The following is a 23,693-nucleotide window of genomic DNA, read 5'->3' as shown; positions in this document are numbered from 1 at the left end:
GCACCCCTCATCCGTCGCCTTCGGCGACACCTTCTCCCACAAGGGGAGAAGGGGGCGTCGGCGCGCTTCACGCATTCCACGCCCCCTTCTTCTTCAGTTCCTCCATTTCGCGCGCTGCCCTCTCGCGCAGCCTTGCGTCGCGCAACAGCTTCTCCACCGCGGCATCATCCGACTTGTCGGAATAGCGGAATTCGGAATCGGCGTAGCGGTTGATCTCCTGCATGACGATGTCCATCGAGAACGGCCCGCGCAGTTCCTCGATCATCGCCTTCTTGTCGTCATAGCTCTTGTGCATGAAGGCTTCGGGCTTCTCGAACCAGTCGTCCGGCAGCTCGATATCCATGGCGCGCATCTTGATCGCGTCGGTGACGTTCTTGATGGCGCGGCCGGTGAAGCGCGGTTCGGCGTCTTTGATCATGTGCAGGTAGGTGCCGATATCGGCCATGGTCTTGGGCGCGCCATTCTCCTTCATGTAGCGCTCATAGACCTTCATGAGCCCGTCTTCCTGCGGCTTCTCGTGCTCTTCATAGGCCTCGGCTACGGCGCGCTGGATCTCCTGCGCGGCATAGAGCTCGTGCTCGCCCAGCGGGATGTTGTGGTTCTTGCCGGCGAGCAGCACGAAGATGTCGATGTAGTCGTCGCGGGTCTGCGGGCCATCGACCAGCCAGCGCGCGCCGGCGCGCTGGCGCAGCGCGTCGTCGACATTTTCGGGATAGTTGGAGAACATGCCGAAAGAGCAGTTGCCGCGCACGACCGTCGAGGCGCCGGCAAAGGCATCCATCAGTACGCCGGTGATCTCCTGCTGACCGGCGGAGGCACGGTCGTCGGAGCGGCGCGCGGCAACCTGGTCGATATCGTCGATGGTGCCGAAGCCGATGACGCGTGGATTGAGCACGTTGTTGATGAATTGCCGGCAGTTCTGGCCGGACTTGCCCTGGTAGGACGAGATCTGGTCGACGCCGAAATTCTCATAGGCGAAGGGATAGCCGGCCACCTGGCAGTAGCCGTTGACGAGCCCGGCGATCATCTGGATCAGCGTCGTCTTGCCGGTGCCCGGCGCGCCGTCGCCGATGAAGGTGAACAGGAAGCCGCCAAGCTCGACGAAGGGGTTCAGCTCGCGCTCGAAATCATAGGCCATCAGCATCTTGGCCAGCTTGACCGACTGGTACTTGGCGATGTGGTTGCCGACCACTTCCTCCGGCTTCTTGAAGGTCATCACCAGCGGCTTGGAGCGCTTGCCGGGCGCGACGTCGAAGCCGTCGAGGGTGAAATCGTCGACGTCGATGCGGATATGCGCATTCTCGAACGAGCCGATGCCGTCGAAACGGCCTTTGCGCGCCAAGAGCCCGTCGACGGCGACGCGGGCGAAGGCCCGCGCCCGGGTCATCAGGTCGGCGTCGTCCTTCGAGCCGGCGATCGCCTTGTCGAGGCCGGCGAGGATCGACTTCACCGCGTCCTGCGGCGTGTCGAACAGGAAGTCGGGCTCGGGGCTGTCGTTGGGCGCCTCGCCGTCGCTGTCGATCAGTTGGAACAGGTAGGAAGCGAAACTGAAAGCGGAGACGTAAGCCGACGCCGACAGAAGCTTCTTGAAGGTCGACGCCTCGTCGCCCTCCAGCGGCGCACGGGCATTCTTGGCCTGCAGGCTTTCCAGGTCCGAGCCTTCGGCGAAGACATCGGAAATGGCGAGCGCGATAGCGAGGCCACGGCGGGCGCGGTAGAGCAGCGTGTGCTGCGGGATGCTCATCAACTGGTCGTCAGGGTGGATGGCCGCGACCGTCTTTGAGAGCTCGACCTCGCGCGTGCGGCGCACCGAGCCGACCGACACGGTCGAGACGAAGCGGCGGTTGGTGCCGGCAAGCGCGGTGCCGGATTCGCGCGCCGAATCCTCCAGCACCACGATGCGGGTGATGAAACTCTGCGCGGTGGCACGGTGCTTCTCGATTGCGGCTTCCGAGATCGTGGTCAGGCCGGTGTCCATGAAGGATGCTCCGCGGTTTGACGATCATACATCGCTGATGACCTGTCCGTTGGACAGGATGTGAACCTTGTAGCCGGAAAAGATCTTCTGCGCTTCGCCCGCCGCGTAGAGCGCCTGGTAGGCCTCGTGCGGGATCAGTGCGTGGTTCTCGTAGCTCGACACGCCCTGGCGCGCCGCTTCGAGGTCGTCGGTGTTGATGAAGAATTCCTGCGTCGTCTTCTCGCTGGAGAAAAGACCCCTGCGGCCGGGCTTCTCGCTCTTGGAAAAGACCTCCTGGATTGTCCAGGTGAGCAGCCAGGCATTCTCGGGCTTGCGCACTTTGGAGAGCACCTCGGCCACGGTCGAATTGTTGTCGGTGATGCCGGCCGAGTAGAAGGGCCCGAGCACCACGCGCCGCAGCTGCTTGGGGTGCAACGGCTCGAAATCCTTGTCGAGATTGACGGCGATCGTCGCCGGCGAGAGCGTGTAGGCCGAGTTCTTTTCGGTGAAATCATCGAAGCGGTGCGCAAGCTCCGGGTTGAGCAGGCCATCAACGGGAAGCGGAATATCGACGCGCTCGTTCAGTTTGCCGGTGCTGTCGTCGACAAGCTGGCGCACCATACTTTCGGAGGAGTCCTCTACAGTCACCATGTAGATCAGCGGCAGGTTGGCGCTGCCGTCGAACGTCGCCCAGTGGACGAGGTAATAGGGCCGCATGGTCTTCGGGTTGACCGAGACCTTGGCCGTCTGGGCAAGCGTGAACGGGCCGAAGGTCGCCTCGCTCTTGACGTCCTCCAGATAGAGCCGCTCGGCCATCGACTTCTGCAGCGCCTCGGGAAACTCCTTGTGGCGCAGGATGAAGTCGGCCATCTCCTCGCGCAGCTCGCCGGCCTGCGGGATGTTGGCCAGCCGCGCATCGGCCTGCTGGCGGTCGTTCTCCAGTTCGAGCAGGTTCTGGAACACGGGATAGCCGCTGTCGGCACGCGAGATGCGGAAGGTGTCCATGAAGCCCAGCCGGTTGCGCCAGCAGGCAAAGGACTTGTCCAGCCGCGCGATATATTCCGCGACGATCCTGGCGACGATGCCGTGCCGGTAAAGCGGCGAGCGATCGTCGCGCATGAACACTTCCAGTCCGCCAAGCGCCGCCGTGATGGCGGAGAAATAGCGTGCCGCCGCGTCGTTCTCAGGTGTCATGGGATCGCCGTGGAGATGAGATCAGCGGCGCCGCCCAAGCATCCATTCGTGGGATACCGCACGAATAGATGCTTGGGTTCCTTTGTTTTTCGCAGGTTCTGACCGCAAAACCGTGGAACACTTTTGCGGAACCTGCTCAGGACTGCACGTAGTTGGCGGAATTGTGCTTCTTCATCACCTCGTCGAAGCGGCGCGCGAAAGCGTCGTCGGCAAGCTTCTTGCGGCGCTGGATGTCGGCTGAAGCCACCATATTCTTCTCATGCATCTCGAGCAGGTCGCCGATATGCTTCTGCGAGGCGGCGCCGATGCCGGCCATCGTCTCCTCGGCCGTGTTGTCGACCTGGCTGCCCAGCGTGTTGATCTTGTGGGCGACGTCCTGCTGGGCGGCGGTCTTCAGCGAATCTTCCAGCGCCTTGTACAGCACGATGCGCTGCTCGGTGTCGATGGTCAGCTTGTTGATCAGCGTCGACTGCGCGGCGATCTGGTTGTTGAGCGAATCGACGAAGGTCTGGAACATCGAGGTATAGCGCTCCAGCGTCTGGCTTTCGGCGAGCAGTTCCTGTTCCTTGGCCTGCTTTTCGTTGTATTCGGTCGCCATTTTGGAGCGCTCGCCCTCAAGCTCGGTACGCTCCTTCTGCGTCGTCGAGGCGGCGATCTTGTTCTCGATGTCGAGCAGCAGGGGGTTCAATTCCTCGATGCGCTTCTGCACGGCCTCGAGGTTGGACATGGTCGTCTTGCGGCGTTCGATCACCTGCGACAGGCTGGTCTCGGAAGTCTTGTAGCGCTGGTCGAGGATCTGTTTCTGCGCTTTCAGGATGCCGACGATGGTATCCGACTTCGCCAAAAGCTCCTGCAGATTGCCGGCCAGCGACATGTTGCGGACGCGGTCGGTGCGCATGCGCTGCTTGCGCTGCTCGGAGAAGACACCGACGAAGCTTTCCCAGCCGGTGTAGCTCTTCATGCTCTCGAACTCGGCGCCGAAAACGTTGGTGGCGTCCTCGAGCCCGATGATCAGGTCGGCGATGTTGCCTTCCATGACCTTCTGCTGCTTGAGCACGTCCTCGATGCGGGCGTTCTCGATGTCGAAATTGGCGTCGCCGATCTTCTTGTCAGCCTGGGCAAGCGTGTCGAGCACCGTGCCGGACTGCTCGATCTTGGTGCGCATGTCCTGCACGACCTGCTTGGTCTTGGCAATTTCGGCATCGAAATTCTGCAATGTCGCCATTGGGGCCTCCCGCTTCGGCATCCGTTTCCGTGTCGTGGCGGCGAATATATGTGGCGCTTCCAGGGATTGAAAGAAGGAAGACAAGGAGAGGCGCCAAAACAAAAGAACTGGTCAGGTCCTTGAAAGACAAGGCAAGCATGCGTAAGGCGCCCAGTAACGTGCGGCGCGTTTAAACAGCTTTAGATGATATGCCTTAAGCTCTTGTTTTTGCGAACAGCCAAGGTGATGAAACAGCGCCGGCAAATCTGTCGCGCCGGGTGACGGCGAAATCAATGGTTCGGCGGCCAACCTTTCGCGCGACGGTCGGGCGAATGCCGGTTTCTCCCGCGCCCATCAGGGCTTCGGATCGGCCTTGAGATAGGCGATCACGTTGGCGATGTCGTCGTCGCTAGTCAGGCCTGTAAAGGCCATTCTGTTGCCGGGAACCTTCTGCCTGGGCGCCTTGAGATATTCGGTAAGGTTGGCTTCGTCCCAGACCAGGCCGGCAGCGCCGGCATCTTTCATGGCTTGCGAATAATGGCCGGCAAAGCTCTCCGCCGAGCCGGCCTTGCGGCCGACGACGCCCAGCAGATGCGGGCCCACCTTGTCGCGGTCGCTTGCCGCCTCATGGCAGGCCATGCAGCGGTTGAAGACCTTCTTGCCCAACGCTGCATCGCCACCGGCATGCGCGGCAAGGCCGCTGGCAAGCAGGAAAAGCGTGGCGGGCGAAATGGCTCGAAGCATGGCTGACCCCGGAGAATACTGGCTGTCGGCCTTATAGGGCGAAGGCTTGATAAAGGCCACACACCCGGACCCGCGAGCGAGCTCTTCGGCTCAGGCCTGCTGCGCCAGGTCGCGGCGCAGAAAATCATGCAGACGATCGACCGCCGGCGTCGTCGACAAAGGGTTGCGCAGTATGCCGATCTCCAGGTCCGGCAACACAGGCAGCCCCTCATTGGCGCCGATGATGCGCAGCGACGGCGGCACGCTTCGCTGGGCAAGGCCGGCGACCGCCAGCCCGGCTTGGACGACCGCGACCAGTCCGAGCAGGGAGGCGCTGGAATAGGTGCAGCGATAGGATCGGTCGGCACCACCGAGTGCCTGCAGCACATTCATCCTTGCCGCGCAGCCAGGTTCGAACAGGGCGACAGGCAGCGGATCGGTCTGCCAGGCGACGTGATTGGGCGAGGCGACCCAGACAAAGCGCTCCAGCCTGATCACCTCGAGCGGCTGATCCGGCAGGCGGGTGACGATCGCCAGATCGAGCCGTCCCTCCGCCAGGGTCTTCACCAGCGCGGTCGACTGCTCGCAGACGAGTTCGACGGTGACCAGCGGGTGATCCTCGGCAAAGCGCGACAGCACGGGCGGCAGCAGGAAGGCGGCGTAGTCGTCCGGCACGCCGAGGCGCACGCTGCCTGTTTCCTTCGGCCGGGTGACGCTCGCCCATGCCTCGTCGGACAATTTCAGCAGCCGGCGCGCATAGATGAGGAAATCCTCGCCGGCAGCATTGGGGGTGGCCGTTCTAGGGCCTCGCACCAGAAGCTGGTTGCCCACCATGTCTTCCAGTCTTTGCATCTGCATGCTGACCGCCGACTGGCTGCGGCCGACGCGCGGCGCCGCATTGGACAGGCTGCCGCTTTCGACGACGGCAACGAAGGTCTTCAGCAGGTTGAGGTCGAGTGGAGCGGCCATGGTGCTATCAGCATATCGAATAGGTACTCACAAATCTATTCGCTTGATTGAAATCGTTTCGGCTGGCCAGATGGAGTTCGACAGTCGGAGAACTCGCCATGAGGGACATGTCGATCGCCCGCTTCCCCGCCGCGAGCCTCGCTCTGGCGATGGTGATTGCCGGCACGGTTGGCGCCTTCGTCACGGAGTCGGGACAACATCCCGTCACCGTCGTCTTCTGGCGATGCGTGTTCGGCGCGCTGTTCCTGGCCGCTTGGTGCCTGCTGCGCGGCTACCTGCCGGACCGGACGCTGTCCCCATCCCGGCTTGCGCTCGCCGCGCTCGGCGGCGTTTGCATGGTGCTGAGCTGGACGGCCTTCTTCGCCGGCTTCGCCATGACATCGATCGCGACGACGACAATCGTCTACCATGTTCAGCCGTTCTTCGTGGTGCTGATCGGCGTTGTCTTCCTCAAGGAACGCATTTCGCCCGACCAGATCCTATGGATGCTTGGCGCGTTTCTCGGCGTGGTGCTGGCCAGCGGCCTGGTCGTCACACACGGCCATGCCGACGCGAAATGGGCGTTGGGCATCGCGCTGACGCTGGGTGCGGCCCTGCTTTATGCGGTGGCGACGATCCTCGCCAAGGGCCTCGGACAACAGCGCGCGGAGATCACGGTGTTTTGCCAGACGCTGGTCGGGGTCGTGTTGCTCGCCCCGTTCGCCGACATCGGCCATCCCATCCCGCCTGCGTCGTGGGGCTGGCTGGCCGGGATCGGGGTCCTGCATACCGGCATCGCCTACGTGCTGATGAATTCAGCCTTTCCGCGCCTGACGACGCCGGTGATCGGCATCCTCACTTTCATCTATCCTGTCGTCGCCATCATCATCGACTGGGCCTTGTACGGCCATCCACTCGGACCGGCGCAGGCTGCCGGCATGGCGCTGATTGCGCTGGCAACCCTCGGCGTGCGGCTTGGCTGGCGGTTTCCGATGCGGCGTGTCTCGGCCGCCTAAACCTCAGGGGCTGACAAAACCGATGAAATCGTCGGGAGCAGACCTGCCCATTTCCTCTTCCCAATGGCGGCGGCAGAGCGAGACATAGACGTCCTTGCCGATGGCGACCTGCTGGCCCTGCTTCGCCACCTTGCCGTCGGAGCCGAGCCTGACCACCATCGTGGCCTTGCGGCCGCAGCGGCAGATGGTGCGCACCTCGCGCAGGTCGTCGGCGATGGCGAGCAGCGCGCGCGAGCCGGAGAACAGCTTGCCCTGGAAATCGGTGCGCAGGCCGTAGCACATGACCGGGATGTTCAGCCTATCGGCGATGCGCGCGAGCTGCCAGACCTGCTCCTCCTCGAGGAACTGAGCCTCGTCGACGAACACGCAATGCACGGTCGTATGTTCGTGATGCTCGGCGACCCTGGCGAAGAGATCGTCGCCGTCGCGGAACATCTCGGCCTCGGATTCGAGACCTATGCGCGACGAGATCAGCCCGCTGTCGCCCTTGCGATAGTGGCCGGCGACGAACAGCATCGTCGACATGCCGCGCTCGCGATAATTGTAGGACGCCTGCAAGAGCATCGTCGTCTTGCCGGCATTCATCGTCGCGTAGTGGAAGTAAAGCTTGGCCATGCGTCCTTCTAAGCTCACATGTCGGCACGCGGGGAGGGGGGCCGAGGCTCCGTCCACCAAAAACTCCCTGCCGTCTAAAATCCGATGTCGTTCAAAAGCCTGTCATGTCGCGTAAAGGCCAGCGCGCGCCGTTCGTCGTGATGTTGAAGCGCTTGAAACGGCTTCAAAATGGTGTTTGGCTGACGAAACAAGGCGGGCGCAAGAACCGTGACTTCGCATCGCCTAGTAATTGCAATGGGAGAAAGTTCATGTCGCGTATGAAATATATCGCCGCGGGCATCGGCCTTGCGGCGCTTCTGACCACGACGGCCGCCTATGCCGGCGATCCGGCGAGTTGCAAGGCGGTTCGCCTGTCCGATGTCGGCTGGACCGACATCCAGGCCACGACCGGCCTGGCTTCGGTGCTGCTCACCGCGCTCGGCTACGAGCCGCAGACGATCCAGCTCTCGGTGCCGGTGACCTATGCGTCGCTGAAGAACAAGGACCTCGACGTCTTCCTCGGCAACTGGATGCCGTCGATGACCAACGACATCAAGGACTATACCGCCGACGGCTCGGTCGAGACGATCAGCACCAACCTGACCGGCGCCGGCTATGGCATCGTCGTGCCGACCTATGTCGCGGATGCCGGCGTCAAGACACTGACCGATCTCGGCAAGTTCAAGGACAAATTCAACGGCAAGATCTACGGCATCGAGGCCGGCAATGACGGCAACCGCATCATCCTCGACATGATCAAGAACCCGAAGGACAATCTCGAGGGCTTCGAACTGGTCGAGTCGTCGGAAGCCGGCATGCTGACGCAGGCCGAGCAGTCGATGAAGAACAATGAATGGATCGCCTTCCTCGGCTGGACGCCGCACCCGGTGATGGGCGCCATGAAGATCACCTATCTCGACGGCATGGGCGACAGCGGCTTCGGCGCCGCCACCGTCTACACCAACGTGCGCAAGGGCTACACCACCGAATGCCCGAACGCCGGCAAGTTCATCGCCAATCTTAAGTTCAATCTCGACATGGAAGGCGAGATGATGGACGCGATCCTGAAGGGCGGCGATGCCCAGACGGTGGCGAAAGACTGGCTGAAGAAGCATCCCGACGCCATTGCGCCGTGGATTGCCGGCGTCACCACCTTTGATGGCGGGGACGCGGCTGCCGCCGTCAAGACCGCGCTCGGGAGCTGAGCCGCTTGGGACCGGCATGATTTCCGGAAAAGGGCAGCCCTTGAAGAGGCTGCCCTTTTTCATATGCCTGTAGACGTGAGAGGATGACCGCGCGGCAAGCGCGGCGAAGCCGAGAGGGGAAAGATGGATCCGATTTCGAAATTCCTGACCGACTACAAAATCCCCATCGGGCCGTGGGGCAAGGCGTTCTTCGGCTTCCTGACCGACAATTTCGACACCATCTTCCGGGCTTTTTCAAACGGGCTGAATTTCATCCTCGACGGGGCGGTGAATCTTCTGCTGATGGTGCCGCCCGTGCTTCTGGCGCTGGTCATCGCGATCGTCGCCTGGCTCCTGCAGCGTTCGCGGCCGCTCGCCATCGGCGTCTTCCTCGGCCTGATCTTCATCATCAACCAGAACCTGTGGAAGCAGACGGTGCAGACGCTGGTGCTGGTCGTTGCCGCCGCCGCCATGGCGATGGCGATCGGCGTGCCGCTCGGCATCTGGGCCGCGCACAAGCCGAAGGTCTACCGCGTCATGCTGCCGGTGCTCGACCTGATGCAGACGCTGCCGACCTTCGTCTACCTGATCCCGGTGCTCACGCTGTTCGGCCTCGGCAACGCGCCCGGTCTCATCGTCACCATCATCTTCGTCATCCCGACGGCAGTCAGGCTCACCCATCTCGGCGTGGTCTCGGTGCCCAAGGCGATCATCGAGGCGGGCGAGGCCTTCGGCGCCACCAAGCGCCAGCTCCTGTGGAAGGTGGAGCTGCCATCGGCGCTGCCGACCATCATGGCGGGTCTGACGCAATCGATCATGCTGTCGCTGTCGATGGTGGTGTTCGCCGCCCTGATCGGCGCCGGCGGCCTCGGCACGGAAATCAACCGCGCGCTCGGCTCGCGCCGCATCGATCTCGGGCTTGAGGCGGGTCTCGCGATCGTTGTGCTCGCGATCGTGCTCGACCGCATGACCCGCATCGGCGTTGGAGGCAAGAAATGACCGTCGCGGTTGATTTCAAGAACGTGGACATCGTCTTCGGCGCCGACCAGGCCGGTTCTCTGGCGCTGATCGACCAGGGCGCCACGCGCGCCGAGATCCTGGAGAAGACCGGCAATGTGCTGGGTTGCGCCGGCGCCAGCCTCACTGTGCATGAAGGCGAGATCTCGGTGCTGATGGGTCTGTCCGGCTCCGGCAAGTCGACGCTGCTTCGGGCCGTCAACCGGCTGAACGTCGTGTCGCGCGGCCAGGTGCTGGTCAAGGACGGCGACCGCATCGTCGATGTCGTCACCTGCGACGAGGCGACCTTGCGGCGGCTGCGGCAAAAGCAGGTGGCCATGGTGTTCCAGCAGTTCGGCCTGCTGCCCTGGCGCACCGTCGAGGAAAATGTCGGCTTCGGCCTCGAGCTTGCCGGCGTGCCGGAAGCCGAGCGCAAGGCGCGGGTGCAGAAGCAATTGCAGCTCGTCCATCTCGACCAGTGGTCGAAGAAATACGCGCATGAGCTTTCCGGCGGCATGCAGCAGCGCGTCGGACTGGCGCGCGCCTTCGCCACCGAAGCGCCGATTCTGTTGATGGACGAGCCGTTCTCGGCACTCGACCCGCTGATCCGCACCAAGCTGCAGGACGAATTGCTGCAGCTTCAGGCCGAACTCAAGAAGACCATCATCTTCGTCAGCCATGACCTCGAGGAGGCGCTGAAGATCGGCAGCCACATCACGATCATGGAAGGCGGCCGCATCGTCCAGACCGGCGCGCCGGAAGACATCGTGCTCAGGCCCGCCAACGACTATGTCCGAGACTTCATCGCCAATGTGAACCCGTTGTCGGTGCTGACGGCCTGGAACGTGATGCGGGACCGCCGCGACCTGGAGCAGGGCGAGGATGGCTGGGTGTGGCTCGACCGGCGCAAGACGACGCGCTTCAAGATCGACGAGCACGGCCTGGTGGCCGCGGCCGAGCGCGACGGCAAGCCGGCGGTGTGGGTCTCCTGCGCCGATGTCGAGCGCCAGCCGGAAGAGGGCGCCCAGGTGTTCTGGGCCAATCCCGGCACGCCGTTGAAGACGGTGATGCTCGCCATGCACCGCTCGCAGACGGCGCCGGTGGCGCTGTTCGACGAGGGCTCGCGCTTCGTCGGCGCGATCGGCATCCGCGACGTGCTCAGCGCTGTGCTGCGGCGATAGGCTTCTTCGCAGGCGTATAGGCCCCCCTGGCTGGGCGTTTTGCCAGCGGCTTGTCTTTCGCTTCCTTCGGGCGCAGAATCCACCTGTTGCGTGGCCATGCGCCAGAGGGGTGATGCCGACGTCGCGCACAGGAGTTCCAGGCGCGATAGCGCTGTCGATTGTCGCCGGGGTCTCGCTTGGTAGCGGCGCGGCGTTCGCCCAAGATTTTGTCATTGGCAATGGCGTCATTGCCGGCCAGCTGACGATGAGCAATGCCGGTGAGACCGGTCTCGTGCAGGCAAACGGAGCGATCGAAACATTCGGCGCTGGCATCGATGCCGTGCGGATGTTCAATTCGGGTCAGCGGCTGACCAATTACGGGCTGATCGCAACCTTGGGCGGCGGCGCCGCCAATGTGCATTCGCAAGGGCCCGACGCGATCATCCTTAACAACGGAGGCATCCTGGCGATTGGCGACGGCTCCATCGGCATTCTGTCAGTGGGTGGCAATGCGCACATCGAGAACAACGGGGTTATCGAAGCGCTTGGCATCGCCACATATGGCATCATCAGCGATGCCCCGGGGGGGCATGTGGACAATCGCGGCTTTATCGGCGTTTCCGGCACGGCTGCCGCGGGCATAATCGGCGACGGGCCGGACCTGACGGTGAATAACAGCGGATCCATCGAGGCCTATGGGACCGCGGCCGGAGGGATTCTGTGGCAGAGCAACGGGCTGCGACTCGATAATTCCGGGTCGATCGTTGTGTCGGGCCTGGCTTCGGTCGGCATCGGCGCCAGCGGCAATGACATCACCATCGCCAACAGCGGCACGGTCGATGTCTTCGGGACGGCTTCGACGGGTATCAGTGCGCTGTTCGGCAACGCCACGATCACCAATTCCGGTTCGGTGATCGTAGAGGGTCTGGGCGGTGTCGGCATTGCGGCGCAAGGCGGCAACTCCGTCATCACCAATTCCGGTCGCGTCTTCAGCGACCAGAGCGTGGCGATCTATTTCGGCTCGTCCGGCGCCACGCTGAACCTGTTGGGCGGGACGGCCATCCAGGGGCCGATCGTCTTTTCCGGTGGCGGCAACACCGTCACCTTCGGCCCTGGGCTCAACGCCGTCATGAGTTTTTCAGGAAGCGGCCTGCCGCAAACCATCCTCACCGGCAGCAGGCCGTTCGTGACCAGCGGCGACAGCGTGGCGGTGGTCGACATCACCGGGTTTGCGAGCAGCGGGCCGCTGATCGAGGACCTTGTCGACGGCATAGGCGGTCTCGCCGAGGCCCGTATGGCTGCCCCGGACGACGGCTTGCCTGCGCTACGGAAAGGTCCGGACGCCTGGATCTCCACTTTCGGCGGGATACGCTCCCAGGGTGGTTCCGGCGCGCCGGCCGGGTTCAGCGAGGCGCTGGGCGGTGTGGTCGCCGGCGCTGAAAGGCGCTCGGGCGACGGCTTCCTCGGCGGCTTGTTCCTCGGCGGCGCCGCCGGGTCTACCGAGGTCGACGATAATGCGCAGGAGATCGTCCATCGCGGCGTGTTCGCCGGCGGCTATCTCGGCTATGACGCAGGTGCGCATTTCGCCGAAGCGGCGTTCGTCGCCGGCGTGCTGCAGGAACGCAGCCGCCGCCATGTCGCGAACAATCTGGTGCTCGGCGGCATCGAGACGGCGCGCGCCGATTTCAACGGCGTCTTCCTCAGCCCCTCGGTCACGCTCGGCATGCGGCTGCCGGTCGCCGCCGGTACATTGATACCCAGCGTGCGGCTGCGCTATGCGGGACTCTTCATTGACGATTACGCGGAGACCGGCTCGGACGGCGATCTCGCGGTCTCGCGGCGTGACGTCAACGTCTTTGCGGCGCGTGGCCAGCTCGCGCTGGCTTTGACAGCTGTCAGTACGCCAAGCCAGGCCTGGCAAACCACGCTTCGCGCCGGGGTCGATGCGATCGCGCAAAGCAGCGATGACGTTTCGGCAACATTGCTCGGCCAGGACATCTCTTTTCCCGCGGGCGGCAGAAAATTCGTGTTGCGCGGCTTTGCCGGCGCGGACGTCGCCGCGGAAGTGGGCGCCGGCCTGACGCTCAATGCCGGCTTCGAGGCCGGTTACGGGACCGACAACGCCTTCACTGTCCGAGGCCTGGCTCGCCTCAGCAAGGCTTTTTGAGGGTTCTGATCGACCAGCCCGTACCGCATTCGAGGGCTGCATCCCGCGGCTGCGGGGAAGGCCATCTACCGGCGTATATATTTTTCGAAATCCATTCTGATTCCAGAAGCCTATGCAGTAGAATATTGCTACGGCCGCGAGGGCGACGCCCGGCGGTGAAAATGCAGCGGGGTACGCGACGATGATTTTCCGCCAACTCTTCGATTCCGTCTCGGGCACCTACTCCTATCTGCTCGCCAGCCGGCGCGGCGGCGAGGCGCTGATCATCGATCCGGTGCTGGAGAAGGTCGAGCGCTATCTGCAATTGGTCAATGAGCTGGACCTGAGGCTGGTCAAGGCAGTGGATACGCATCTTCACGCCGACCACATCACCGGCCTTGGCGCGCTGCGCGACAGGACGCATTGCGTCACTGTGATGGGCGAGCAGACCAAGGCCGACGTGGTGTCGATGCGGCTTGCCGACGGCGACAAGCTCGGCATCGAAGGGCTGGCGCTCGACGTCATCTACACGCCCGGCCACACCGACGATTCCTACAGCTTCGTCCTGCCCGACCGTGTCTTCACCGGCGATACGCTGCTCATTCGCGGCACCGGCCGCACCGATTTCCAGAATGGCGATCCGCGCCAGCAATATGAATCGATCTTCGGCCGTCTGCTCAAACTGCCCGACGAGACGCTGATCTTCCCGGCGCATGACTACAAGGGCGAGACGGTATCGACGATCGGCGAGGAAAAGGCCTTCAACCCGCGCCTGCAGGTGAAGTCGGTCGACGAATATGTGAACATCATGAACAATCTGAACCTGGCCAACCCAAAGATGATGGATGTGGCGGTGCCCGCCAACATGCGGGTCGGATTGCATCAGGACGACATCGCCAGGCGCGGCTGGGCGGTGAGCGCCGAGCAGGCGCTGGCGCTGGTCGGGCGGCCCGACGTGGCGCTGATCGACCTGCGCGAGCAGTCCGAACGCGAGCGCCATGGCGTCATCCCCGGCGCGATCCATCTGCCCTATGCGCGGCTGCAGGAGAACATTATGGCCGGCGGCATGCTGCATGAGCTGGCCAAATCGACAGCCAAGCAGTTGCTGTTCTACTGCGCCTTCGGTGAGCGTTCGGCGATGGCCGTGCAAGCGGCGCAGGATGTCGGCATTGCCAGCGCCCGCCACATCCAGGGCGGCATCGACGCCTGGCGGAAGGCCAGTGGGCCGCTGATGCACTGAGGTGTGTTGATATTCAGGTGATGCCGGCCGCAAACGGCCGGCGGCTCAATTCAGCCCGATCAGCTTGGCGCCGTTGCGGAACAGGGCTTCCCCATCCCGGTCGAAGCGGAAGGTGGCGATGAAATCGTCGGCGCGATAGTTCGGCAAGGTGCTGCGGATCGTGGCGGCGAAGGTCCGCGCCTCATCCCGCCGGCCGGCCAGCGCCAGGCAGTGGGCGGCGATCGCCAGGATGATGACATGGGCGTTTGGCCTCGCGGCCGCCTTCAGCGCCCATTCGGCCGCCGCTTCGAATTCGCCCAGCCTTGCATGCGCCATGGCGCGCGCACCCATCATACCGAACAACAGCGGATCAAAGGGGCTGAGATGGCGCGAATGGTCGGACGAGCCGATCGCCGATAGCGGATCGCCCGACTGGGAATGAACGAAGGACAACGCGTAATGGCCGAGCGCGAAATTGGGGCTGAGGTCGACGGCACTCGCCAGTTCCAATAGCGCGCCGTCCTGTTCGCCGCGCAGCCACAGCGCGCGGCCCATCGCCCAGTGGGCGGCGGGGTTGCGGTCGTCGACCAGCAGGCTCTGGCCGGCGCTTTCGAAGGCAAGCGCGGTCTCCCGATCGCGGTCCCCCCAGCGCTGGAAAGCGTTCTGCCAATGGGTGAAGGACATGCCGGCATAGGCGCGCGCGAAAGTGGGGTCCAGCTTCAACGCCTCGCCGAAGAAATGCTGCGCCAGTTCGTTTTCCTGGCGGGTGAAGCGATACATGTGCCAGAGGCCGCGATGGTAGGCCTCCCAGGCGTTGAGCGAATTGGGCGCCTTCAGCAATGCGCGGTTGCGCTCCACCGTGGCGATCTCGGCGGCGATGGAGGAAACGATGCTGTTGCCGATATCCTCGATAACGATGAAGATGTCGTCGGGCTTGTGCTCGAAGGTCTCGGCCCAGACAATCCGCGCCGTGCGCACCTCGACAAGCTCGACCGATATGACGAAACGGCCCGCCAGGCTGCGCACCGAGCCCGTCGCCACATAGTCGACATTCAGCCTGCGCCCGGCGTCTTCCGGCGCGATGTTCCTTTCGGCGAGCGCGAAGACCGAGCCGCGGGCGATGACGAAGAAATCGCGAAGCTTGGCAAGCCGCGTGATGATGTCGTGCGTCAGGCCGTCGGCCAGCCCGCCGCGGAAGCCGCCGGTGCCGGCACTCTCGGCAAACGGCATCACCGCGAGCGAAGCCCGGCGCGTCGCCGCTGGCTCGGATTCGATCGCGGCGACCGGCGGTTCCGAGATCGGGAAGGCCGGTCCGGATCGGGCGCATGGCGTTGCGGCGGCGTTGCGGGCTCTTATCTCCTGCCACGCTTCGCGGAGCGGGGTGAAGTCCAGATCTTCGGAGTGGAACAGCTCCGCCGCCGTGGCGAGATGCTCCTCGCCGGCGCCGATCTGCCCGCGCCGGGCCAGGTTTTCCAGCAGCGCCACATGCGCACGGCCGTCGAAGGGCGCGAGCTCCAGCCATTTGTCGATATAGGCGCCGGCTTCATCGGCTCCCTGTGGGACAAGACCGATGATGTGTTCCAGCACGGCGACATGGCATGCGCTGAAACGGCGGCGCTGCGCCGTCAGCCAGCTGCCGAAATGCGGGCTGCGATCAAGCTCGAGACCGTCGAGGAAGTCGCCGGCAAAATGTTGCGAAAGTGCCTGCAGCCGCCTGAGATCGAGCGTCTCGACACCTTCGGCCACCGCCGCGGCGGCATCCAGCGCGTCGATATGGACATCGTCAAGGCGAAGCGACACCGTATCGCCATGGGTTTCGACCCGGCGCCGATCCGGATCGTCAAGCGCGGCGCGCAGTTTGCTCAGGCACCAGCGCAGCTCGCCGCGCGGATCGTTGGGCACATCCCAGAGCAGTTCGCAAAGGCGGCTGCGGCTGACAGGGTGAGGCGCCAGCGCCAGATAGGCAAGCAGCGCGCGCAGCTTGCGTGACGAGGGCAAGGTGACGGGCACTCCGTCGCGGGCAATCGCCAGTTGCCCGAGCAGCCTTACGGACAGGCCAACGGGGCCGTTCAGGCTCGATCGGGCGGATTCCACGTATGTTTCCACGCTTTCTCCAACGCAGGCCAGTTGGTCCATAGTCTATCACCAAAGATGACAGGAGGCAGCCGGCAGCCCCATTCCGTGCCGGAACGCCGCCGTTGCCGCATTTTGCGGCAGATCAAGCAACCTAACGCGGCAAGGTGTCGAAACCGCGCCGCCCAATCCGCCGGTCTGTAACCGGTATGTGAGATTTCGAGGAGAGATATCCATGTTGCATCAGTTGAAAATCAGGACCACGGCAGGGCGCGGCCGGCTGTTCGACAGCATTCTCGACACGGTCGGCGACACGCCGGTCATCCGCATCAACAATCTCGGGCCGGGTCACGCGACGATCTATGTGAAGGCCGAGTTCTTCAATCCGGCGGCTTCGGTGAAGGACAGGCTGGCGCTCAACATCATCGAGGAAGGCGAGCGCAGCGGCAAGCTCAAGCCCGGCCAGACGGTCGTGGAGGCAACGAGCGGCAACACCGGTATCGGTCTTGCCATGGTCTGCGCGCAGAAAGGCTATCCGCTGGTGGTGACGATGGCCGACAGCTTCTCCATCGAGCGCCGCAAGCTGATGCGCATGCTGGGCGCCAAGGTCGTGCTGACGCCGCGCGCCCAGAAGGGTTTCGGCATGTACAAGAAGGCGGTGGAACTCGCCGAGGCCAATGGCTGGTTCCTGGCGCGCCAGTTCGAAACCGAGGCCAATGCCGCCATCCATGAGGCGACCACGGGCCGCGAGATCATCAACGATTTCGCAGGCTCAAGGCTGGACTATCTGGTCACCGGCTACGGCACGGGCGGCACGGTGACCGGCGTTGGCCGCGTGTTGCGCCAGGAACGGCCGGAAGTCAGGATCGTGCTCGCCGAGCCGGCGAACGCGCAGCTGATCGGCAGCGGCAAGGCCCAGGAGCGCGGCGCCGGTGGGGCTCCGGCCGCCAGCCATCCGGCTTTCGAGCCGCACCCGATCCAGGGCTGGACGCCGGACTTCATCCCCAATGTCCTGCAGGAGGCGATCGACCAGCGCTACTATGACGAGGTGGTGCCGATCCCCGGCCCTGAAGGCATCAAATGGGCGAAGGCGCTGGCGCAGCAGGAAGGCATCTTCACCGGCATTTCCGGCGGCGCCACTTTCGCCGTAGCACGCCAGATCGCCGGCAAGGCCCCGGCCGGCTCTGTGATCCTGTGCATGCTGCCCGACACCGGCGAACGCTACATGTCGACGCCGCTCTTCGACGGCATCGAGGCCGATATGGACGCCGAGGAAACGGCGCTGTCGCGTTCGACGCCGAGTTGCCAGTTCGAAGTCTGACGACGATCCGCGGCGTCGTCCGTTTTCGGGTGGCGACGCCGCGGCGCTTGGCTGCACATTGGCCGATCTGGAAAGGGCTGCGGGAGAAGTCGCATGGATAGTTTGCGGGAATTAACAGCCGCCGACGAAACGCTCGATCCGGCGGACTGGGCCGATGCGGAAGCGCTCTCGCACCGGATACTGGATGACGCCATCACCTATCTCAAGGATGTGCGTGAGCGTCCGGTCTGGCGCGAGATGCCGGCCGAGGTGCGGTCGTTCTTCAAGACACCCCTGCCGCGATCGCCGGCGCCGGTGGCCGAGGTCTATGACGATGTCGCCCGCAACGTCATGCCTTATCCGATGGGAAACATCCATCCGCGTTTCTGGTCCTGGTATATGGGGGCCAGCAACTTCACCGGCGCGCTCGGCGACTTCCTGGCCGCGATCCAAGGGTCCAATCTCGGCGGCGGCAACCATGCCGCCGGTTTGCTGGACAGCCAGGTGGTCAACTGGATGAAGGAGATGATGGGCTTCCCGGCCACGTCCAGCGGCACGCTGGTCAGCGGCGGTTCGATGGCCAACATCATCGGCTTGACCGTGGCGCGCAACGCCAAGGCCGGCGTCGACGTGCGCGAGCGGGGCGTCGCCGCTATGCCGAAGCCGTTGCGTTACTACGCTTCGGACCAGGTCCATTCCTGCCACCGCAAGGCCATGGAAGCGCTTGGCCTCGGCAACCGGGCGCTGCGGCGAATCCCGACCGACGCAGGGTTGCGCATCGATATCGGCGCGCTCAAAGCGGCCATCGCGGAGGATCGCGAGGCGGGTTTCAAGCCGGCTTGCGTGATCGGCACCGCCGGCTCGGTCAACACCGGCGCGGTCGACGATCTGCAGGTGCTGGCGAAAGTGGCGGCCGAAGAAGACCTCTGGTTCCATGTCGACGGCTGCATCGGCGCGCTGATCGCGATCGCGCCAGAGAACCGACCGCTCGTGGCCGGCATCCAACAGGCGGATTCGATCGCGCTCGATCCGCACAAATGGCTGCATGCGCCGTTCGAGGCCGGTTGCGCGCTGGTGCGGGATGCAGCGGCGCACCGCAATACGTTTGCCGTCACGCCGGAATATCTGGAATCGACGCCGCGCGGCCTCGCCTCCGGGGCGTGGCTGCACGACTACGGGCTTCAAACGTCGCGCGGTTTCCGCGCGCTGAAAATCTGGATGGCGCTGAAGGAGCATGGCGTCGAAAAGTTCGGCCGGCTGATCGACCAGAACATCGCCCAGGCTCGTTACCTCACCGGGCTGATCGAGACGGAGCCGGCGCTCGAGCTAATGGCGCCGACCACCATCAACATCGTCAGCTTCCGACACCGGCTTGATGACGGGTCCGAAGAGCGGCTCAAGGCGTTCAACACCGAGATCATGCTGAGACTGCAGGAAGAGGGCATCGCGGCTCTGTCCGACACGACCGTGCACGGCCGGCATTGCCTGAGGGTGGCGATCGCCAATCACCGCACGCGCCGCGAGGATCTTGACCTGCTGGTGCGCGAGATGCTTCGGCTTGGGCGGGAGATCAAGGCGGCCGCTCCATCAATGTGAAACGCGCCCGAAGCGTATTTCAACGAGCCGCCAGCGCCGCGCCGGGCAGATAGAGCATGATCGGCCGGATCTCGTAGACGGCGGAAGGGTTGACGCGCTTGAGATCGCGCGCGGCGGCGATAGCTTCGTCCTGGTCGGCGCAGTCGAGGACATAGAGGCCGAGCAACTGCTCCTTGGTTTCGGCGAAGGGACCGTCGATCACCATGCCGTCGCCCGGGCCGCGCAGCGTCACGGCCTTGGCCGTCGCGTCGAGTCTCGCTGCCGGGCCGAGCTTGCCCTCGCGCGTGAGCCTGTCGTTGACCTCGAGCAGGTCCTTCATCAGCGCCGCATCCTCGTCGGGCGTCCAGGACTGGACGGTGTCTTCGACGTGGTAGGCAAGGATAGCGTAGAACATGGCGCGGGTTTCCTCATGCCGGAGCGGGCCGCACTATCACAAGGAAGAGGTTATCGATCCAGTACCGGCGTGGAACCGGCAACCGCCTGCTGACTCAAGCTGCCACCGGCAGCCGCAGCTCCGTCAGCAGGCCGCCGCCGGGGTAATTGGAAAGATTGACCTCGCCGCCGGCGCCGCGGGCGATGTTGCGGGCGATTGTCAGGCCAAGGCCGAGGCCGCCGGTGGTGCGGTTGCGCGATTCCTCCAGCCGCACGAAGGAACCGAACACAGCGTCCAGCTTCGCTTGCGGAATGCCTGGGCCCTCGTCGCGGATCGAGAGCGTGATCGTGTCGCCCGTTCGCCGCACGCCGAGATGCGCCTTCTTGCCGTAGGTCACCGCGTTCTGGATGAGATTGGTGATGCAGCGGCGCAGCGCCACCGGCCGCGCGATGCAGATCAGGCCGCGCGAAGGCGTCGCATCCTCGTCGAAGGATGCATCTTCGAAAGAGTCCGCCACCGATTCCACAAGCGACCAGAAATCGATCCGCTCGGCCTTTTCCTCGGTCACCTCGAATTTGGCGAAGTCGATGACGGAACTCGCGATGCTTTCGATATCGGCGAGGTCGTGCGCCAGCGCCTCGCGCGCGGGCGATCTGCGCAACAGTTCGAGTCGGAGCCGCATGCGGGTCAGCGGCGTGCGCAGGTCATGCGCCAGCGCCGCCGCAAGGTGCTCGCGGTCCTCGACATAGTCGCGCAGCCGCATCTGCATGGCGTTGATCGCCTTCGCCGCGGCGCGGATCTCGCGGCTGCCGCTCTCGGAGATCGGCGGGCTTTTCAGGTCGTTGCCGATCCGCGTCACCGCCGTCTCCATCATCCGGTAAGGCGCGGTCAGCCGGCGCAGCGACCAGATCGACATGATGACGATCAGACCGGCGATCAGCGAATAGAGCGGCAGGCTGTCGAGGCTCAGAATCGGCCCCGCCGGCGTGATCGGTTCCGTGAAATTCAACCACTGCCCGTCGGAAAAACGCAATGACGCCGTCAGCTTGTCGCTCTGCGCGAAATCCGCGGCGAGGACCAGAAGGTCGCGTTCGACCTGGCCGACATCCTTGTTCACCGCCTGACCGTCCGGGACGTCGGCCTCCTGGGTGGCCGGATCGCGCCGCACGCGCGCGTCCGTGATGCCGAATTTCGACAGGCGTCCGACCAGGATGTCCTCCAGTTCGGCCAGTTGATCATCGCCAGCGATCGAGGAGGTGACGGCGGGCGTGTCCGAAACCGTCAGCGCATAGGTCGAGTTGAACAGGCCGGACGCGGTCGCCTTGCGCTCTTCGGGCGTGGCGTCGTGCATCAGCTGCACGAGCGAATAGGCACGGTCGTTCAATCGGTAGAGATCGACGATACCGTTGGCGGCGGCGCGGTCGCGCGCCACGATGTAGAGCGTCGCCACCTGGCTGAGCATGAGGCCGGCAATGACGATGAGCAGCACCCAGGCAGGCAGGGTCTGCGGTAGGAAGCGTCTCATTCGGACGTTGTCTCGGGCAGGAACTGATAGCCGCCGCTGCGCACCGTCAGGATCAGTTTCGGCGTTTTCGGATCGTCTTCCATCTTGCGGCGAAGGCGGCTCACCAGAATGTCGACGCTGCGGTCGAAGCTGTAGCCGGTGTCGCCGCCGGAGAGCTCGATCAGCTGCTCGCGGGTCAGCACGCGTCCCGCGCTCTTGACGAGGGTCTGCAACAGGTTGAACTCGGCCATGGTCAGCTCCACGCGGACGTCGTCGGGCGCCGTCAGGCGGCGGCGGGCGCTGTCCATCGTCCAGCCGGCAAAGTGATAGATCTGCTTGGCGGCCGGGCGACGCGGCTCGGCGCTGCCGTTGCGCCTTAGCACGGCACGGATGCGGGCCAGGAGCTCGCGCGGATCGAAGGGCTTGGGCACATAGTCGTCGGCGCCCATTTCGAGACCCACAACACGGTCGGTCGTCTCGGTGACCGCGGTCAGCATGATGATCGGCGTGGTGTAGTTGGCGCGGATCTCGCGGCAAAGCTCGAGTCCGCTCTTTCCGGGCAGCATCACGTCGAGAACGATCAGGTCCACCGGCGTGCGGCGCAGGACCGCCTCCATCTCGGTGCCGTCACCGGCCACCGTCGTGTGCAGCCCGCGCTTCTGGAAAAACTCTTGCAGCAGGTCGCGTATGCCCTTGTCGTCGTCGACGATCAGTATGTGTGCGTCCGATTTCACTCGAAACCTATGATTCTGTTAGCCGAGCGTCCCTTCGGCGATCTCTCACACGATAGAATTCGGGCCACATCTTGGCCAGTGGCCGCGATCGCAGCGCCCGTCGGGTTCCCCAGAAACAATCCAGAAACAAAATTCTACAGTCGAGAAAAACTGGTGAAAAATTTCAAGGTCATAACCGGTGCCGTGGCGGTCAGGTCATCGGCTGCGACGCAAGTTTCCGGAGTAACGGACGAGACCAATGCAGAGGTTCTGGATCAGCGTGATGGGTGCTTTGCTCAGCATATCGCTCATCACAGCAGCGGCCGGCGCCTCAACCGCAAAGGTCGCGCCACCGCTCACCCGGACCGAGCGTTGCACCAATCTGAGCCGTCAGGTTGACGAAGCCCTCGAAACCCATGCCGCGGCAACGCAGGTCACCGCGGCGAAAGCACTGCAAAGAAAGGGAGACCGGTTCTGCGCCAACAAGAAACAGGCACAGGGTATCCGGATGCTCGCAAACGCTTTGAAGCTGCTTGGAGTGACACCGATCGATCCCGTTCAGTGACGCTCATCCAGATCTGCAAGAAAAAGGAAATGAAGCCATGAAGAAGTCCATGCTCTCCGCCCTCGGCCTCGGTGTTGCTCTCGCTTTCGCCATGCCGGCTCTCGGCAACGCCGCCGCCACGACGACCGCTGCCCCGGCTGCCTCGACGACCTCGACCGCTCCGGCCGACGCCATGGCCAAGCCGGTGAAGAAAGTTTCGGCCAAGAAGCACAAGAAGGCCCCCACGAAGAAGGTCGTCAAGAAGACCGAGAAGAAGGACGCTCCGAAGACCTGATCCAGGCTTCGGCATTCCATCCTATAAAGCCGCTCCGGCTCAGGCCGGGGCGGCTTACGCGCGACGGAAGCCTTCTCGATCGGCAGTTTCCGCCGCGCACCCTTAACCTGATTGCAATGCCGGTGCTGTAGGACAATCCGCATGAAGAAGCGGTTTTCGTCCCTGATGCGTTCGCTGACACTGGGCGGCCTGATCGTCACAGCGGCCGCGCGATCGTTGATCATCTTTACCGCAAGCCCCGTGCCGGATCCAGCCAGTGGCAGGACCGAGCCAGAGCTGTTCGCTCCGCTGATCTCTTCAAGCTTCGACTACATCACGCCGGCGCAGTCCTGGATTCTGCTCGTGCTGACCGGCTCGACGATGATCGGCTTTGCCGCCTGGATGCTCTTCGCGCTGCTGGAGCGCGGATCGGGCGGCCCCGACAGGTCGCGCACGGCCGGGCGGCAGGGCCGTTGACCGGCAGCCAGCGCTTCCCCACATAGAGTTGATCGCCCTGGCCTTGTCGCCGTTGCGCAGTCAAATGGACGAGCGCGTTTCTGCGTGACAAAGTGATGTGAAATCCAGTTCATCGCTGGTGGATTCCGATGCCCGAAACCGTCATCAAACCCCGTGTCAAGGCGCAGCCGAAGACCGAGCGGCCGAAGCTCTACAAAGTCATCCTGATCAATGACGATTTCACGCCGCGCGAATTTGTCGTCACTGTGCTCAAAGGCGAGTTCAAGCTCAGCGAGGACCAGGCGCATCGTGTCATGATCACGGCGCACACGCGCGGCGTCTGCGTCGTTGCGGTGTTCACCAAGGATGTCGCGGAAACCAAGGCGACGCGGGCGACCGATGCCGGCAAGGCCAAGGGCTATCCGCTGCTGTTCACTGTCGAGCCGGAAGAGTAGGGCCAGGCGCTTTTCCTTCTCCCCTTGTGGGAGAAGGTGGATCGGCGCGCAGCGCCGAGACGGA

Annotated in this window: 22 protein-coding genes; 12 read left to right on the top strand and 10 right to left on the bottom strand. The window is 63.9% G+C overall.

Annotated elements, in window-relative coordinates:
• Positions 1-67: 67 nt before the first annotated feature.
• The 5 genes from E5X34_RS31305 to E5X34_RS31285 all read right to left on the bottom strand — a co-directional run bounded on the left by E5X34_RS31305 (position 68) and on the right by E5X34_RS31285 (position 6,047).
• Positions 68-1,978: an ATP-binding protein gene (locus tag E5X34_RS31305; RefSeq protein ID WP_292572951.1), complete on the bottom strand. Its 1,911-nt coding sequence runs from the start codon at positions 1,976-1,978 to the stop codon at positions 68-70.
• 24 nt (positions 1,979-2,002) lie between these two features.
• Positions 2,003-3,151 (bottom strand): hypothetical protein, encoded by a 1,149-nt coding sequence (locus E5X34_RS31300; RefSeq protein ID WP_126081617.1) that lies wholly within the window; start codon positions 3,149-3,151, stop codon positions 2,003-2,005.
• Positions 3,152-3,287: 136 nt separating this feature from the next.
• Positions 3,288-4,376 carry a hypothetical protein gene (locus tag E5X34_RS31295; protein ID WP_292572949.1) on the bottom strand — a complete coding sequence of 363 codons (1,089 nt, stop codon included), beginning with the start codon at positions 4,374-4,376 and terminating at the stop codon, positions 3,288-3,290.
• Between the two features lie 333 nt (positions 4,377-4,709).
• A complete protein-coding gene (locus E5X34_RS31290) occupies positions 4,710-5,099 on the bottom strand; it encodes a cytochrome c family protein (protein ID WP_292572945.1) in 390 nt (129 codons plus the stop codon).
• A gap of 90 nt (positions 5,100-5,189) precedes the next feature.
• Positions 5,190-6,047 carry a LysR substrate-binding domain-containing protein gene (locus tag E5X34_RS31285; RefSeq protein ID WP_292572941.1) on the bottom strand — a complete coding sequence of 286 codons (858 nt, stop codon included), beginning with the start codon at positions 6,045-6,047 and terminating at the stop codon, positions 5,190-5,192.
• Positions 6,048-6,145: 98 nt separating this feature from the next.
• Between E5X34_RS31285 and E5X34_RS31280 the strand changes: the two genes are divergently transcribed.
• On the top strand, positions 6,146-7,042 hold the full coding sequence (locus tag E5X34_RS31280; RefSeq protein WP_292572938.1) for a DMT family transporter: 897 nt from the start codon (positions 6,146-6,148) through the stop codon (positions 7,040-7,042).
• Positions 7,043-7,045: 3 nt separating this feature from the next.
• Here E5X34_RS31280 and E5X34_RS31275 read toward each other — a convergent pair whose 3' ends face one another.
• Positions 7,046-7,657 (bottom strand): thymidine kinase, encoded by a 612-nt coding sequence (locus E5X34_RS31275; RefSeq protein WP_126081619.1) that lies wholly within the window; start codon positions 7,655-7,657, stop codon positions 7,046-7,048.
• A 248-nt stretch (positions 7,658-7,905) separates the two neighbouring features.
• Between E5X34_RS31275 and E5X34_RS31270 the strand changes: the two genes are divergently transcribed.
• The 5 genes from E5X34_RS31270 (at position 7,906) to E5X34_RS31250 (ending at position 14,362) form a co-directional block, all read left to right on the top strand.
• Positions 7,906-8,841, top strand: a complete 936-nt coding sequence (locus E5X34_RS31270) for a choline ABC transporter substrate-binding protein (protein ID WP_292572935.1) — start codon at positions 7,906-7,908, stop codon at positions 8,839-8,841.
• A gap of 123 nt (positions 8,842-8,964) precedes the next feature.
• Positions 8,965-9,819: a choline ABC transporter permease subunit gene (gene choW, locus E5X34_RS31265; RefSeq protein ID WP_042640270.1), complete on the top strand. Its 855-nt coding sequence runs from the start codon at positions 8,965-8,967 to the stop codon at positions 9,817-9,819.
• Entirely contained in the window at positions 9,816-10,997 is a 1,182-nt protein-coding gene (gene choV, locus E5X34_RS31260; RefSeq protein ID WP_126081621.1) for a choline ABC transporter ATP-binding protein, read from the top strand. Before choW ends, choV begins: the two co-directional genes overlap by 4 nt.
• A gap of 112 nt (positions 10,998-11,109) precedes the next feature.
• Entirely contained in the window at positions 11,110-13,143 is a 2,034-nt protein-coding gene (locus tag E5X34_RS31255; RefSeq protein ID WP_292572932.1) for an autotransporter outer membrane beta-barrel domain-containing protein, read from the top strand.
• 181 nt (positions 13,144-13,324) lie between these two features.
• A complete protein-coding gene (locus E5X34_RS31250; RefSeq protein ID WP_292572929.1) occupies positions 13,325-14,362 on the top strand; it encodes an MBL fold metallo-hydrolase in 1,038 nt (345 codons plus the stop codon).
• Positions 14,363-14,407: 45 nt separating this feature from the next.
• Here the strand turns inward: E5X34_RS31250 and E5X34_RS31245 are convergent, their stop codons facing one another.
• Positions 14,408-16,477 carry a transcriptional regulator gene (locus E5X34_RS31245; protein ID WP_292572926.1) on the bottom strand — a complete coding sequence of 690 codons (2,070 nt, stop codon included), beginning with the start codon at positions 16,475-16,477 and terminating at the stop codon, positions 14,408-14,410.
• 172 nt (positions 16,478-16,649) lie between these two features.
• On the opposite strand from E5X34_RS31245, the gene E5X34_RS31240 reads away from it, so the two are divergent.
• Both E5X34_RS31240 and E5X34_RS31235 read left to right on the top strand, forming a co-directional pair.
• Positions 16,650-17,735, top strand: coding sequence for a pyridoxal-phosphate dependent enzyme (locus E5X34_RS31240; RefSeq protein WP_292572923.1), 1,086 nt, complete (start codon positions 16,650-16,652; stop codon positions 17,733-17,735).
• A 93-nt stretch (positions 17,736-17,828) separates the two neighbouring features.
• The gene (locus tag E5X34_RS31235; protein ID WP_292572920.1) at positions 17,829-19,310 is read left to right on the top strand and encodes an aspartate aminotransferase family protein; all 1,482 of its coding nucleotides are present in this window, start codon (positions 17,829-17,831) and stop codon (positions 19,308-19,310) included.
• A gap of 19 nt (positions 19,311-19,329) precedes the next feature.
• Here E5X34_RS31235 and E5X34_RS31230 read toward each other — a convergent pair whose 3' ends face one another.
• From E5X34_RS31230 to E5X34_RS31220, 3 genes are all read right to left on the bottom strand, one after another.
• On the bottom strand, positions 19,330-19,704 hold the full coding sequence (locus tag E5X34_RS31230) for a YciI family protein (protein WP_292572917.1): 375 nt from the start codon (positions 19,702-19,704) through the stop codon (positions 19,330-19,332).
• Between the two features lie 94 nt (positions 19,705-19,798).
• A complete protein-coding gene (locus tag E5X34_RS31225; RefSeq protein ID WP_292572914.1) occupies positions 19,799-21,208 on the bottom strand; it encodes an ATP-binding protein in 1,410 nt (469 codons plus the stop codon).
• Positions 21,205-21,921 (bottom strand): response regulator transcription factor, encoded by a 717-nt coding sequence (locus E5X34_RS31220; protein ID WP_292572911.1) that lies wholly within the window; start codon positions 21,919-21,921, stop codon positions 21,205-21,207. The genes E5X34_RS31225 and E5X34_RS31220 overlap by 4 nt, the downstream gene beginning before the upstream one ends.
• Positions 21,922-22,159: 238 nt before the next feature.
• Here E5X34_RS31220 and E5X34_RS31215 point away from each other — a divergent pair, with 238 nt between their 5' ends.
• From E5X34_RS31215 to clpS, 4 genes are all read left to right on the top strand, one after another.
• The gene (locus tag E5X34_RS31215) at positions 22,160-22,465 is read left to right on the top strand and encodes a hypothetical protein (protein WP_126059731.1); all 306 of its coding nucleotides are present in this window, start codon (positions 22,160-22,162) and stop codon (positions 22,463-22,465) included.
• A 37-nt stretch (positions 22,466-22,502) separates the two neighbouring features.
• Positions 22,503-22,739, top strand: a complete 237-nt coding sequence (locus E5X34_RS31210) for a hypothetical protein (protein WP_292572908.1) — start codon at positions 22,503-22,505, stop codon at positions 22,737-22,739.
• A 141-nt stretch (positions 22,740-22,880) separates the two neighbouring features.
• Complete coding sequence (locus E5X34_RS31205) at positions 22,881-23,195, top strand: hypothetical protein (RefSeq protein ID WP_245456413.1); 315 nt, start codon at positions 22,881-22,883, stop codon at positions 23,193-23,195.
• Positions 23,196-23,323: 128 nt separating this feature from the next.
• Positions 23,324-23,629 (top strand): ATP-dependent Clp protease adapter ClpS, encoded by a 306-nt coding sequence (clpS, locus tag E5X34_RS31200; protein WP_042640247.1) that lies wholly within the window; start codon positions 23,324-23,326, stop codon positions 23,627-23,629.
• Positions 23,630-23,693 lie beyond the last annotated feature (64 nt).

The organism is Mesorhizobium sp., from assembly GCF_004963255.1.
Lineage (GTDB): Bacteria > Pseudomonadota > Alphaproteobacteria > Rhizobiales > Rhizobiaceae > Mesorhizobium.
The sequence above is the reverse complement of the archived record's forward strand: the minus strand, read 5'-3'. Positions and strand labels throughout refer to the sequence as shown.

Coding starts and splice junctions, on each gene's coding strand:
- E5X34_RS31300 (WP_126081617.1), bottom strand. CDS start 3,151: ATGACACCTGAGAACGACGCGGCGGCACGCTATTTCTCCGCCATCACG.
- E5X34_RS31275 (WP_126081619.1), bottom strand. CDS start 7,657: ATGGCCAAGCTTTACTTCCACTACGCGACGATGAATGCCGGCAAGACG.
- E5X34_RS31245 (WP_292572926.1), bottom strand. CDS start 16,477: ATGGACCAACTGGCCTGCGTTGGAGAAAGCGTGGAAACATACGTGGAA.
- E5X34_RS31285 (WP_292572941.1), bottom strand. CDS start 6,047: ATGGCCGCTCCACTCGACCTCAACCTGCTGAAGACCTTCGTTGCCGTC.
- E5X34_RS31210 (WP_292572908.1), top strand. CDS start 22,503: ATGAAGAAGTCCATGCTCTCCGCCCTCGGCCTCGGTGTTGCTCTCGCT.
- E5X34_RS31280 (WP_292572938.1), top strand. CDS start 6,146: ATGAGGGACATGTCGATCGCCCGCTTCCCCGCCGCGAGCCTCGCTCTG.
- E5X34_RS31230 (WP_292572917.1), bottom strand. CDS start 19,704: ATGTTCTACGCTATCCTTGCCTACCACGTCGAAGACACCGTCCAGTCC.
- E5X34_RS31225 (WP_292572914.1), bottom strand. CDS start 21,208: ATGAGACGCTTCCTACCGCAGACCCTGCCTGCCTGGGTGCTGCTCATC.
- E5X34_RS31205 (WP_245456413.1), top strand. CDS start 22,881: ATGAAGAAGCGGTTTTCGTCCCTGATGCGTTCGCTGACACTGGGCGGC.
- E5X34_RS31240 (WP_292572923.1), top strand. CDS start 16,650: ATGTTGCATCAGTTGAAAATCAGGACCACGGCAGGGCGCGGCCGGCTG.
- E5X34_RS31295 (WP_292572949.1), bottom strand. CDS start 4,376: ATGGCGACATTGCAGAATTTCGATGCCGAAATTGCCAAGACCAAGCAG.
- E5X34_RS31215 (WP_126059731.1), top strand. CDS start 22,160: ATGCAGAGGTTCTGGATCAGCGTGATGGGTGCTTTGCTCAGCATATCG.
- E5X34_RS31305 (WP_292572951.1), bottom strand. CDS start 1,978: ATGGACACCGGCCTGACCACGATCTCGGAAGCCGCAATCGAGAAGCAC.
- clpS (WP_042640247.1), top strand. CDS start 23,324: ATGCCCGAAACCGTCATCAAACCCCGTGTCAAGGCGCAGCCGAAGACC.
- E5X34_RS31255 (WP_292572932.1), top strand. CDS start 11,110: ATGCCGACGTCGCGCACAGGAGTTCCAGGCGCGATAGCGCTGTCGATT.
- choW (WP_042640270.1), top strand. CDS start 8,965: ATGGATCCGATTTCGAAATTCCTGACCGACTACAAAATCCCCATCGGG.
- E5X34_RS31250 (WP_292572929.1), top strand. CDS start 13,325: ATGATTTTCCGCCAACTCTTCGATTCCGTCTCGGGCACCTACTCCTAT.
- E5X34_RS31235 (WP_292572920.1), top strand. CDS start 17,829: ATGGATAGTTTGCGGGAATTAACAGCCGCCGACGAAACGCTCGATCCG.
- E5X34_RS31290 (WP_292572945.1), bottom strand. CDS start 5,099: ATGCTTCGAGCCATTTCGCCCGCCACGCTTTTCCTGCTTGCCAGCGGC.
- E5X34_RS31270 (WP_292572935.1), top strand. CDS start 7,906: ATGTCGCGTATGAAATATATCGCCGCGGGCATCGGCCTTGCGGCGCTT.
- choV (WP_126081621.1), top strand. CDS start 9,816: ATGACCGTCGCGGTTGATTTCAAGAACGTGGACATCGTCTTCGGCGCC.